Genomic DNA, 13,464 nt, shown 5'->3' on the forward strand with positions numbered 1-13,464 from the left:
TATGCAATTGAACAATTACATCGGTGGAATTTGGCAGGATGCGGGAGATGCTAAGTACGTTCCTGTGACGAACCCAGCAAATGGCGAAGAGTTAGCGCAAGTAAGATTATCAACTAAAGAAGATGTCAATCTAGCTGTAGCAGCTGCAAAGGAAGCTCAGAAGAAATGGGCGCTTGTTCCTGCACCGAAACGAGCAGATTATTTATATGAAATAGGTCGTATTATGAAAGAAAAGAAAGAGCATTTGGCACAAGTGCTGACAAAAGAAATGGGTAAAGTCATTGAAGAGGGACGCGGAGAAGTGCAAGAAGGCATTGATATGGCGTTCTATATGGCTGGAGAAGGTCGCCGTTTATTTGGTGAAACAACGCCTTCGGAACTTGCGGATAAGTTCGCGATGAGTGTTCGTGCACCAATCGGCGTGGTCGGACTCATTACCCCATGGAACTTCCCTGTAGCAATTGCCACGTGGAAGTCGTTCCCGGCAATTGTAGCTGGTAATGCATTCTTATGGAAGCCAGCAACAGAAACGCCAATGATGGCATATGAAATGGCGAAGGTTTTTGAAGAAGCGGGACTTCCTCCTGGTGTCGCGAATATTATATTCGGTTCGGGTGTAGAAGTTGGAACAGCAATGATCGAACATCCAGATGTAAAAGTCATTTCGTTTACAGGATCAACTGAAACGGGTCGCGCAGTTGCAGAACGTGGCGGTCGTCATTTGAAGAAAGTTTCACTTGAAATGGGCGGGAAGAACGCAGTCATTGTAATGGATGATGCGGATCTTGGATTGGCAGTAGAAGGTATTCTTTGGAGTGCTTTTGGAACTGCAGGTCAACGCTGTACCGCATGTAGCCGAGTTATCGTGCATAAAGATGTTAAAGAAGAACTTGAAACACTTCTTCTGACTGCGATGGAACAATTAACGATTGGCGATGGTATGGATGAAACAGTGAAAATCGGACCAGTAATTAACAAAAAAGCATTAGATAAAATCCATAACTATGTCCAAATCGGAAAAGATGAAGGTGCTACATTACTTGTTGGTGGTGAAATTCTTGCTGAAGGTAATTTAGCTAAAGGAAACTATTACGCGCCTACTTTGTTCACGAATGTAGATCGCGACAGCCGAATTGCACAAGAAGAAATTTTTGGACCAGTCGTTTCTCTTATCGAAGTGTCGAGCTTAGAAGAAGCGATTGAAGTAAATAACAGCGTTACATTCGGTTTATCAAGCAGTATATTCTCGCGTGATGTTAACACGGTATTTAAAGCTCAACGTGATTTAGATACAGGCATTGTGTATGTAAATGCTGGCACAACAGGTGCTGAAATTCATTTACCGTTCGGTGGAACAAAAGGGACAGGGAATGGCCATCGTGATTCCGGCGTTGCTGCTCTTGACGTGTATACAGAGTGGAAGAGTATCTATATTGATTTTAGTGGCAAGTTGCAACGAGCTCAAATCGATAACTCATAATAAATAGACTATGTTTTACAAAGGGGATGTAAAAATGAAAGTTGTTGTATTAGGCGCGGGGTTAATGGGGAAAGAAGCAGCACGTGATTTACTAAAGAGCGAAAACGTTGAAAAGGTATTTTTAGCTGACGTTCATGTCGAGCAAGTGCAAGCTTTTAAAGAAAAAATTCAATCCGACAAAATAGAAGCAGTCCGTTTAGATGCCAATAATGATGCGGAATTAAAAGCAATAATGAGCAAAGGCGATGTTGTCATTAACGCATTGTTTTATTCGTTTAATGAAAAAGTAGCACGCACTGCGGTTGAAGTAGGCGTACATTCAATTGATTTAGGCGGTCACATTGGTGGAGCAACGGATGCTGTTCTTGATTTAGCGGATGAAGCAAAAGCAAAAGGGATCACAGTCATTCCGGACCTAGGGGTAGCTCCAGGAATGATAAATATTTTGTCGGGGTACGGTGCAAGTAAATTAGACGAAGTGAAATCAATCAAACTGTATGTAGGTGGAATTCCAGTTGAGCCAGAGGGTCCATTGAAATACAATATCGTCTTCTCCTTAGAAGGCGTTTTGGATCATTACACAGACACTTCTCATGTCGTGCGAAATGGTCAATTGCGTGAAGTTCCCTCATTATCAGAAATCGAAACGATTCATTTTGATGGCTTTGCAGAGCTTGAAGCGTTCCATACGTCAGGTGGAACATCGACATTAACAAAAACATTCCCAAACGTTGAAACACTTGAGTACAAAACGATTCGTTACCAAGGGCATGCCGATAAATTTAAAGTATTAGTCGATCTTGGCTTAACGAATAAAGAAACAAAAGTAGAAATAGATGGAAAAACGATTAGTACACGTGAAGTGTTAAAAGCAGCTTTAACGCCTGGATTACTATTAGGTGACAAACAAGATGCCGTGCTGCTACGTGTCATTGTATCTGGTGAAAAAAATGGAGAACCAGTTACATATGAATACGAATTAGTTACGAAGAAAGATATGGCTGATCAAGTAACAGCAATGGCTCGTGCAACAGCAAATACGATTTCAGTCGTTGCACAAATGATTGGCAACGGAGAAATTACCAAACGTGGCGTTTACCCACCGGAACAAATAGTTCCTGGTGATGCTTATATTGCAGAAATGCAAAAACGCGGTGTGCATATTCAAGAAACCATTAAACAATCAACTTCGGTTGCAAACGGATAATAGGGGGCAACATCATGAACTTCGAATTTACAGATGAACATAAGTTACTTCGTAAAACAGTTCGACAATATGTAGATGACGAAATATTGCCTCATATAGCCGAATGGGATTCTACTGGCGGGTTTGATCCTAAAGTGTGGCAACGATTAGCAGAGTTAGGTTTTATGGGAGTATGCGTGCCTGAAGCATATGGTGGTAGTGGAATGGATTATAACGCCTTAGCTATTGTTTGTGAAGAGTTAGAACGCGGTGATACAGCGTTTCGAACAGCAGTATCTGTTCATATCGGCTTAAACTCTATGACGTTAATGCAATGGGGTACCGAAGAACAAAAGCAAAAATACTTAGTCCCTCAAGCAAAAGGTGAACAAATCGGGGCTTTTGGGTTAACGGAACCAGGAGCAGGTTCAGACGTTGCTGCAATGTCCACAACGGCAACTCGTGACGGTGACGATTACATTTTAAAAGGCCAAAAAACTTGGATTTCTCTATGCGATAAGGCAGACAACTTTGTGGTCTTTGCATATACTGATAAATCAAAGAAACATCATGGCATTAGTGCGTTTATCGTGGAGCGCACCATGGAGGGCTTTAGTTCTAAAGCAATTAAAGGGAAATACGGTATTCGTGCAGGAAATACGGGAGAAATTTTCTTCGATGAGATCCGAGTACCAGCTGCAAACCGTATAGGACAAGAAGGCGAAGGCTTTAAAATCGCTATGTCTGCCTTAGATAATGGTCGATTTACTGTAGCTGCAGGTGCAGCTGGATTAATCATGGCTTGTATTGAATCAAGTGTGAAATATTGTAATGAACGCGAAACATTTGGTAAACCAATTGGTAAACATCAATTAGTTCAACAAATGGTCGCGAAAATGGAAGCGGGTCTACAAATGAGCCGTCTTCTCGTATACCGTGTAGGTGAGTTGAAAAATAAAGGCGTACGCAATACACGCGAGACATCTTTAGCTAAATGGCAGGCTTGTGATTTTGCCAATCAAGCTGCAGATGATGCTGTTCAAATCCATGGAGCTTATGGATATTCAGACGATTATCCAGTTGCAAGATATTTACGTAACTCAAAAGCACCAGTCATTTACGAGGGAACAAGAGAAATTCATACCATTATGCAAGCTGAGTATGTGCTAGGATATCGTGAAGACAAAAAATTATCGAATATGCTGCCGAAATGGCCATTTGAAATCGATCAAGAAATGTGATAGAATATTCTAAAATCAATGAACGGAGGTGAGGAAAGAATGAAAAACGCTGTGACTGCACATGGATTTATATTGGGATTTTTATCCGTTTCATGTGCGATTACTCATGAAATTGTGGCTTACGGGACGGGTCTGTCCATTTTAGACAATTACATGAACATCACAGCTGATTAGACATTCTTTCCAAACCGTTATGAACGGAAAAAGACTGCTCTCTTCGAGCAGTCTTTTTTTGTGCTTCCAGCTGTGTTCAATTCGAAAGGAAGCGAAAAATTATGATATGTACAATACAAGAAATTAGCAAAATGCTCGGTGGAAATACCATATTTGAAGAGCTCTCATTAGCTATAAAAACGGGAGATAAATTGGGAGTCGTTGGTCGAAATGGCTCGGGGAAAACGACCTTATTTACATTGCTAGCTGGAATTGAAACACCTGATGTAGGTAGCATACATTTTAAAAAAGGTACAAAAATCAGCTACTTAGCTCAAATCCCTTCATATTCAGAAGTAGTCACAGGCCATGATGTGTTGTTAATGGCATTTGAAGAGTTAGTCGAGCTTCAGCAAAAAATGACTGTACTAGAAGTGGAAATGGCACAAGCAAAACCGGATGAACTGCAAAGACTTTTAAAACAATATGGGGATATTCAAGAAGAGTTCACACTTCGGAACGGTTACTCAATGGACTCAGAACTTGATAAAGTGGTTCAAGGGTTACAGTTAACGTCGTTTGTTAACCGTTCGTTTACCAGTTTAAGTGGAGGCGAACAAACGAAAATCATGCTCGGGAAATTATTGTTAACAAAGCCAGATCTGTTGTTACTCGATGAACCGACAAACCATTTGGATTTATTTGCAGTTGAATGGCTTGAGCAGTATTTAGTTGATTATGAGGGGACAGTTGTCATCATTTCGCATGACCGCTATTTCTTGGATCAAGTTGTTACGAAAGTAGCGGATCTAGAAGAAGGCGAATTGATACTTTATCAAGGCAATTATTCATCTTTTGCTATTCAAAAAGAAGAGCGGATCATGCGGGAATTCCAAGACTTCGAAGAGCAACAGAAAAAAATAAAGAAAATGAAAGAAGCAATTAAAAGATTGCGGCTTTGGGCAAATGAAGCGGTTCCTCCAAATCCAGGCTTGCATCGTCGTGCCCGTAATATGGAACGTGCTTTAGAACGTATGGAAAAAGTACGCAAGCCTCTCGTCGATCCGAGAAAAATGACGTTAGTGTTTGACGCGGCACCACGAAGCGGAAAAGAAGTAGTCGTAATGGAAAATGTCTCAAAATCCTTCGGTGACAATGTGTTGCTTCGCAATGCTGATTTTAATGTCTATTGGAAAGATCGAGTGGCAGTCGTCGGTCGCAATGGAACCGGGAAATCGACGATTTTGAAATTGTTACGAGGCGAAGTGCCAGTTGATGAAGGTGTAGCAAGATTAGGCAGCAATGTTCGAGTCGGATTTTTGTCGCAGCATTTTGAAATATCGAATCCGAAAGCACGTTTAATTGATGCTTTTCGTGAAGAAGTATCCATGTTTGAAGGAGAAGCCCGTCATGTGTTAGCCCGATTTATGTTTTACGGTCCAGATGTATTTAAACGGGTGAGCGACCTAAGCGGTGGCGAACGCATGCGTCTAAGATTAGCGCAGCTCATGTATCAAGACGTAAATTTGTTGATGCTAGACGAACCGACCAACCATTTAGACATTGATTCACGAGAAGTTTTGGAAGAAGCGCTGGAAGATTTCCAAGGGACGATTTTAGCGGTATCCCATGATCGCTACTTTTTAAATAAATTATTCCCCCGAACGGCGTGGCTTGATCAAGGAGAATTGACCACATTTGAAGGTCCATATGAATGGGCTAGAGGTAAGTGGGATGAATTACAAGCTCGACGCCAAGAGGAAGAGGTGAAGAGCGTTGAACTAGTAGGGAAAGTTAAAGCCATTCGCGTGAGAGAAATATTATCTCGACCAATCGAAGAAGAAATCGCAGAACTTGAAACTGCAATTGTAGATATAACCATTCGCATAGAAAATCAAGAGGATTGGGAAGTTTATGAACAGTTACTTTCTGAGAAATCAACGTTAGAGTTTAGACTTGAAGGATTGCTTGAACAATGGCTAGAGAGTTCATAATACGTAAAGGGAGCTGTCCCATAGTCATAATATATGACTATGGGCAGTATCCCTTTTTTTATTTAGTAACTGTTGATTTCCATTTCAGACGGACGCTTTCCGCGGGCATGGCCTCAGCCTCCTCGACGAGCAAGCTCGCCTGCGGGGTCTTCAGCTCATGCTATTCCCGCTGGAGTCGCCGTCTTCCACTCCAATCAACCAAGTGCTTCATGGCAAAATAGATAATTATTACTGTTTACAATGTTTGAATGTAGGTGCAGATAAAAGACTCATTTTTCTCCACTTACTATATTAGGGACTTATTAGACAGCCCCTTATCTTGTAAACAAAAATTTATGTCGAATAAGTAAATATTTCCTGGGAAATGATTGTCGAATCAACTCTTCAACATGAAAAGAAGAAGGAAAGCCATTTTTCTTACCACGAGATATGTCGTATCGGATGCTCCTTATATACAAAAATATTTCCCAAAAGAACCCTAATAAATTACATCAATAGCTGACTTCATGCTATAGAAAATAGGTGGAAAAGTATAGTTGGAAAATATCATCTTGATTAAAGTGGAATTGAACTTCCACTTTACAAGCTGTGTCGTTTTCTTTTATTCATTTTTAAATATGTTGTATATAACTGTTGATTTAAACAGGCAAATGATTGTAGTGGAAGGCGGCGACTCCAGCGGGAAAAGCGTGTCCAGGTGAGACCCCGCAGGAGCTTGCGACGAGGAGGCTCACGGACCGCCCGCGGAAAGCGTCCGCCTGTTTCTGCATCGCTACGCTAGCTTCGAAACAATATGTCGCGCTGCAACGGAAATCAACAGAGTAGTATTTTTAACATGAAAAAGGGCTGTCCCAAAAGCCATGAAAATTGACTTTTGGGACAGCCCCTAATGGACGGAATAAGTGAATTTATTTTAGAAGAAATATAAACCAAAGCTTATAACAATACCACTTAAGATAAGAACAAATAGGCAGTAGCCCATAATGTCTTTCGCACGTAGTCCAGCAATAGCTAGTGCTGGTAATGCCCAAAATGGCTGGATCATGTTCGTCCAAGCGTCACCCCATGCAATGGCCATAGCAGTTTTTGAGTAGCTTACGCCAAGTGTATTGGCTGCGTCCAACATGATAGGTGCTTGCACAGCCCACTGACCTCCGCCTGATGGGACGAAGAAGTTGACGATACCGGCAGCGTAGAATGTGAATAATGGGAAAGTGTTTTCATTCGAAATGCTAACAAATGCTTCAGACATGACGCCAGCTAATCCAGATGTAACCATCATACCCATGATTCCTGCATAGAATGGAAACTGGATAATGATACCCCCAGCTGTTTTTACTGCATTAGCAACAGCAGCTAAATAACGTTTCGGAGTACCATGGAAAATGATACCGAGTACCACGAAAATTAAGTTGACGATATTAATATTCAAATCGAAGCCTTTTGTTGCAAAGTGATAGCCAAAGTAAACTAATCCAAATGCGCCAATTAAAAATGATAAAATATAGCTGTTTTCCATTTTTGCAGCAGGAGTTAAGTCGCCAACTTCTTCGACTTCTACTGGCTCTTCTAATAGAGCGGGATCAACAATAAATGTATCTTCTTTTTTAGGCATCATCCAGCGATTTAATAATGGAACGGTAATAATTAATAGGATGACAATGACTAAGTTATATGTAGAGAAAATCGTTTCACTTGTCGGAATAACACCCATTTGTTGAGCAAATGGATGACCTTCTGTTGCGATGGACAACGGAATGGAGCCAGCTAATCCACCGTGCCAAATAACAAATCCTGAGTAAGCGCTCGCAATTAACAAACGATAATCAACGCCAGGAACTTGACGTGCAATTTCTTTTGCAAACAAAGCACCAATAACTAAGCCGAAGCCCCAGTTAATCCAACAAGCAATTAATGAAACAAAGCTTACAAGTAAAATAGCTGAGCCCGGTGATTTTGCTCCACGAGCCATCGTGCTTAGCAATCTTTTGAAAAGAGGACTACTGGCTAATACATGTCCTGCGACTAGAACAATCACCATTTGCATGGTAAACGCTAGCAAGCCCCAAAATCCATCTCCCCAATAAACCACCATATCTAGTGGACTTGAATCTGTTAAACCGACGCCTAATAAAAATACCAAAAAAGTTAAGATTGCAACGAATATGTATGGGTCTGGCAAATACCGTTCCATGAGTGTGTTCGAAAAACGTGTAAGAGTTTTCAACTTTCTGCTCCTTTCGATTCTTCTCCCGTCCAATGTCTACTTTATCCTAAGTTCCGAATTTTATCTATATGAATTATTAAACTATTCAAAATGAATAAATAATTAACAAATTTATGAAACGAAAATGTTTGAGGACGGTCTAATGAAGTAACGAAGCAGTTGGGAAAGGGGAGAGAGTAGTATGAAAAAGAGAAGTGTATGGCTGATTATAGCAGCGGTGGTAGCTACTATCGTCTTATCTTTTGCATTTTTAATTGATAAAGTTACGGTAAGTGCCTCGTCGATTGTCTTATCTGAACAGGGGTGGAAGGCCAATTTCTCGGTTCCGCTGAAAGCATCTGCTATTGGGGACGGAACGATCTATTTGGTTGATCAGCAAGGAAACAAAATGGATGCAGATTTAAAACTTGCGAAAAACGGGCGCTCTGTTGAAGTAAATGAACTTAAACCTGGTTCATATACCTTACATATCAACCGAGATGCCATTCAAGGTGGGTTTTTTAAATCAATGCCGACAAGTAAATTATCCTTTACGGTCCACAAGGATTTACAATCTGTGAAATCGGAAAAAGAACTGAAAGATTACTTCAAAAAGTTACAAAAATTGATGGCTTCTAATTTTTCAGGTAGGGGAGTTATGACAGAAGAAGCTGAATCAAGTGATTCAAGTAACAAGTCTTCCGCTTCGGGAAGTGGAGAAGCAGCGTATTCGGAGACGAATAATCAAGTGGAAGGTGTAGATGAATCAGATATTGTGAAAATGGATGGGGAATTCATTTATGCAATAGTGAATGGTCGCGTTATTATTACAGATATTCGCAAACCTTCCGCAATGGCAAAAATGGCAGAGCTTCCTTTTGAAGCTACATTTTATCCTATGCAGTTGTTTTTAAATGAAGATACACTCATCGTTTTAGGCGATAAACAAATCCCTTATGAATACGCTGAGCCAACTGGAGATGTTTCAAATAAGATGATGATGCCTTATAACAGCTCGACAAATGTGCGATTTTACGACGTGAAAGATAAGAAGAATCCCAAACTCGTGCGGGAAATTGGCGCTGAAGGATATTTAAATGGAGCTCGCAAAACTGATAATATGTTGTATTTCGTAACCAATGTAATGCCAAACTATTGGGCAATGCAAGAAGGTGGAGATGTAGAGCTTCGTCCGTACGCATTTGATAGTAAAAAAGACGACAAAGCTTCACCAATGGCGTACTCCGATTTATCTATTTTGCCAGGTACATTAGAAGGCACATATAGTGTAATTACTGCCATGGATCTTAACAATCCGAAAGATTCTCAAGTCGTATCGAAAGGTTACTTGGGTGGAAGCAATGCCATGTATATGTCGAAAGACGCGTTGTATTTAACTGCACCGATCTACATGCCAGTTGAAAATGATGACAAGAATCAAACAACCAGCGATAGAATGTGGAATCCACAAGAAACGAATACAGAAATCTTTAAATTTGGATTGGATGGAACCACAGTTAACTTTATTTCATCTGGTGAAGTGACTGGTATGCTACTTAATCAGTTCTCAATGGATGAACACAAAGGCTATTTCCGGGTCGTGACAACTAAAGGATTTACCTGGGACAATGAAGCACCTTCTGAAAATAATTTATTCATTTTGGATAAGGGGATGAAACAAGTCGGTTCGATTGTTGGACTGGCGAAAGGAGAGCGTATTTACTCCGCCCGTTTTATGGGGGACAAAGCCTATATGGTGACGTTCAGAGAGAGCGACCCATTGTTCGTCATGGATGTTTCAAATCCTACAGCGCCGAAAGTATTGGGAGAATTAAAAATTCCTGGATTCAGTAATTACTTACATCCGCTTGACGAAAATCATTTAATTGGGTTTGGATATGATACCAAATCTCTTCCAAATGAAAATGGTGGCGAGCCAAGAATTGTCACTGGAGGTATGAAAATTTCTTTATTCGATGTCACCGACTTCACAAATCCAATTGAAAAGGATATGGAGATTATTGGTGGTCAAGGAACCTATAGTTCACTGCAGCATGATCACAAAGCATTATTCGAACACCGTGAAAAAGGATTATTTGGTTTCCCAGTCACGCTGTACGAAGGTTCAAATAAAGAGGGTTACGGGGAGTATGCTGGTGAAGGAGCCATCATGTATGAAATCACAGCTGAAAAAGGAATAAAGCAAGTAGCTAACTTGATTAAGCAACCAAGTTCGAGCCAACTCTATGAAAATTATGAGCAACTAGTTCAACGCATGGTCTATGCAGGAGATACCCTTTATACCATTTCAATGAAAGAAATGAAGAGTTACGATTTAAATACGTTTAAAGAGATTGGTGTTGTGACATATTAAAAAGAAGGCAGGCCACTGTAGCGAATCGCTTAGTGGCCTGCTTTTATTCTGCTTCAATTGAAATATGTTGGAATGCTGTAACATCAAATAACCCAGTATCCGTTAATTTAAGTGACGGTATTACTGGTAAGCTAAGAAAAGATAAGGTTAGGAATAAATGGAAATCAAGAGTTGGGTGAATGCTATGCATCGCTTCATGTAATTCGGAAAGGGAATGAATAGCTTCATCCAAGGGGACTTGCGTCATCAAACCAGCGACGTTTAAAGGGAGTGAAGCCAATACCCGGCCTTCGTTAACAACGACTAAACCGCCTTGAATATCTTGCAACTCTTGAATAGCCACGATCATATCCGAATCGTTCGTACCTAGAACAATCGCGTTATGTGAGTCATGCGCAATAGTGGTGGCAACTGCTCCTTGTTTTAGTCCAAAGCCTTTCACAATGCCAAGACCAATCGAATGTTTATGATGATGCCTTTCAATGACCGCTAATTTTAGTTGATCCAATTCTATATTGGGAACGAATACTCCATCCACAATCTCAACGTCTTCAATCAATTTGTTTGTGACAAGTTGGTTTGGGATGATTTCAATAATCGTTGCTTTCGAACTAGTAGAAAATGGTATGGCTAATTTCTCTTTTGTTATCGTGGGTAAATGAACAGATTGGCTAATTCGAACCGAACATTTTTCTTGCGAAGGAGTAGGGTTCAGCATCACACCATGTTCAGCCACCTTGATCCCTTTTTTCCAAACAGCTGCTACATTAAAAGTCGCAAGGTCATCTAAAACAATAAAGTCTGCTTCAAAACCAGCTGCGAGCGCACCTTTTGCGGATAGTCCGTAACATTCAGCCGCATTTAAGGTAGCTAATTGAATCGCTTGAAGAGGCTCCATCCCTGCAGCTATAGCCAGTCGAATTGCATGGTCAATGCTTCCTTCATCTACTAATTCGTCTAAATGTTTATCATCCGTACAAAATAAGAATCTTCGAGCATTATGTGCAGTAACAGCTGGAAGTAACGCGTTTAAATTTTTAGCCGCTGAGCCTTCCCGAATAAGTACATACATGCCTTGAGAGATACGATCTCTTGCTTCATCTGCCGTCACACATTCATGGTCTGTCTGAATCCCGGCTGCACGATATCCACGGATTTGTTCCCTTTGTAAACCTGCACCATGACCGTCAATTCGTAAGCCGGCTTCTTGAGTTAATGCCAGTTTTGCAAGCATGTCCGTATCACCACGTAACACAGAGGGATAATCCATTACTTCCGCAAGGCCGAGGACACTTGGATGCGACAGAAGTGGTTGCAGATCATTTGCATCAAGCTTTGCTCCTGCATGTTCAAATGAAGTCGAAGGCACACTAGAAGGAAGCATCACGAAAATATCCATAGGACTTGTTTCTGCATCTTTTAACATAAACTCAATGCCTTCAACACCCGACACATTGGCGATTTCGTGTGGATCCGTAACAACTGTTGTTATCCCATGAGGTAGAAGGACATCTCCAAACGCAGAGGGAGTTAACATGGATGATTCAATATGAATGTGGCCGTCAATTAAACCAGGTACAACGCAGCGTTCCATTGCGTCCAGTTCTTCAATACCTTCAAATGAACCTGTGGTATCAATGGCAACAATCATACCATCAGCCACAACGATATCAGCAGTCGTCCAAGCTAACGAAAATACATCAGCTACACGGGCGTTTCGTAGGATGAAATCGGCGGGGTGTAGTTGTTGAGAAACCGCAATGCGTTTCTGTAGTTTTTCTATTGCACTATGCATGTTTTATGCTCCTCGTACTTAATTTTAATAATAGGGTAATAATCTTTTCTGAGATGTTAAGTATGTTAATTGTACATCCCAAATGCAAGGTTGAATAGTTTCGAATGCACACAATGTTCGGTCTAGTTTCCTTAGAGTAGCATTCCAAGAATTCCTTACATACCATAGGACTTGGTAAGTCGAGTATGAGAATAATAATTCCCAACAATATTTGTCTTTTGTGCTATGTTTCGTTAAGATTGGGCAAAGGTGATAGTGAAAGGGGTGGGCAAATACATGCTAAATGAGAAGAATGATTTGGCAATTGATTGTTGTCTACTTGCAGGTCGATTAATGATTGAAAGTGGTGCGGAGACTTATCGCGTTGAGGATACGATGACACGTATGGCAATCTCCCAAGGGCTAATCGGTACACAAAGCTTTGTAACACCAACAGGCATCATGTTTTCACTTGGAAAAGATGGCTCGACACGAATGATGTCTATCAGAGAACGTTGGACAGATTTAGAAAAGATCGCGTTGGTTAACCAAGTGTCCAGAAGACTAACTACAAACGAACTTACTATAGAAGAAGCGTATGAAGAATTGCAGAGAATTGCAAGTGCAAACTTGATGTTTCCTTTTATCTGGCAGTTTATTGCTGCTGCTGTTGCTAGTGGTTCCTTCCTCATTTTATTCGAAGGTACATGGTGGGATGTTCCTGCAGCAACAATCGCAGGAGGACTAGGATTTCTTGTTGTTACCTTAATTCACGAATTAACGCGCGTTAAATTTTTTGCTGAATTTATTGCCGCCTCGGTTGTTGGCAGTGTTGCTTTTCTCGCGATCTTAGTTAATATGGGATCAGATTTAAACATCATCATCATTAGTGGTGTTATGCCGTTGGTTCCAGGATTACTGATTACCAATGCGGTTCGGGATCTTATGGCGGGTCACTTTGTATCAGGGGTATCAAAAGGGGCAGAAGCGTTACTAACGGCTTTTGCAATTGGTGCAGGTGTTGCACTCGTACTATCATTTTAGGAGGAGTGTCAA

The 13,464-nt window shown here is 40.8% G+C and carries 9 protein-coding genes; 7 read left to right on the plus strand and 2 right to left on the minus strand.

Annotated elements, in window-relative coordinates; translation table 11 throughout:
* The first annotated feature begins 1 nt into the window (after position 1).
* The 5 genes from ACFPYN_RS16655 to abc-f all read left to right on the plus strand — a co-directional run bounded on the left by ACFPYN_RS16655 (position 2) and on the right by abc-f (position 6,054).
* Positions 2–1,480 (plus strand): aldehyde dehydrogenase family protein, encoded by a 1,479-nt coding sequence (locus tag ACFPYN_RS16655; RefSeq protein ID WP_377735706.1) that lies wholly within the window; start codon positions 2–4, stop codon positions 1,478–1,480.
* A gap of 34 nt (positions 1,481–1,514) precedes the next feature.
* On the plus strand, positions 1,515–2,687 hold the full coding sequence (locus ACFPYN_RS16660; RefSeq protein WP_377735707.1) for a saccharopine dehydrogenase family protein: 1,173 nt from the start codon (positions 1,515–1,517) through the stop codon (positions 2,685–2,687).
* A gap of 14 nt (positions 2,688–2,701) precedes the next feature.
* The gene (locus ACFPYN_RS16665; RefSeq protein WP_377735708.1) at positions 2,702–3,907 is read left to right on the plus strand and encodes an acyl-CoA dehydrogenase family protein; all 1,206 of its coding nucleotides are present in this window, start codon (positions 2,702–2,704) and stop codon (positions 3,905–3,907) included.
* A 39-nt stretch (positions 3,908–3,946) separates the two neighbouring features.
* A complete protein-coding gene (locus ACFPYN_RS16670) occupies positions 3,947–4,081 on the plus strand; it encodes an RAxF-45 family protein (RefSeq protein ID WP_377735709.1) in 135 nt (44 codons plus the stop codon).
* A gap of 101 nt (positions 4,082–4,182) precedes the next feature.
* Positions 4,183–6,054 (plus strand): ribosomal protection-like ABC-F family protein, encoded by a 1,872-nt coding sequence (abc-f, locus tag ACFPYN_RS16675; protein WP_377735711.1) that lies wholly within the window; start codon positions 4,183–4,185, stop codon positions 6,052–6,054.
* A gap of 913 nt (positions 6,055–6,967) precedes the next feature.
* Here the strand turns inward: abc-f and ACFPYN_RS16680 are convergent.
* The gene (locus ACFPYN_RS16680; RefSeq protein ID WP_377735713.1) at positions 6,968–8,281 is read right to left on the minus strand and encodes a short-chain fatty acid transporter; all 1,314 of its coding nucleotides are present in this window, start codon (positions 8,279–8,281) and stop codon (positions 6,968–6,970) included.
* Between the two features lie 181 nt (positions 8,282–8,462).
* Between ACFPYN_RS16680 and ACFPYN_RS16685 the strand changes: the two genes are divergently transcribed.
* Complete coding sequence (locus tag ACFPYN_RS16685) at positions 8,463–10,634, plus strand: beta-propeller domain-containing protein (protein ID WP_377735714.1); 2,172 nt, start codon at positions 8,463–8,465, stop codon at positions 10,632–10,634.
* 43 nt (positions 10,635–10,677) lie between these two features.
* On the opposite strand, the gene ade is transcribed toward ACFPYN_RS16685, so the two are convergent.
* Entirely contained in the window at positions 10,678–12,429 is a 1,752-nt protein-coding gene (gene ade, locus ACFPYN_RS16690; RefSeq protein ID WP_377735716.1) for an adenine deaminase, read from the minus strand.
* Positions 12,430–12,705: 276 nt separating this feature from the next.
* Here ade and ACFPYN_RS16695 point away from each other — a divergent pair, with 276 nt between their 5' ends.
* Positions 12,706–13,452, plus strand: a complete 747-nt coding sequence (locus ACFPYN_RS16695) for a threonine/serine exporter family protein (protein WP_377735717.1) — start codon at positions 12,706–12,708, stop codon at positions 13,450–13,452.
* The last annotated feature ends 12 nt before the right edge of the window (positions 13,453–13,464 follow it).

This window comes from Paenisporosarcina macmurdoensis (assembly GCF_042658845.1).
Classification (GTDB): domain Bacteria; phylum Bacillota; class Bacilli; order Bacillales_A; family Planococcaceae; genus Paenisporosarcina; species Paenisporosarcina macmurdoensis.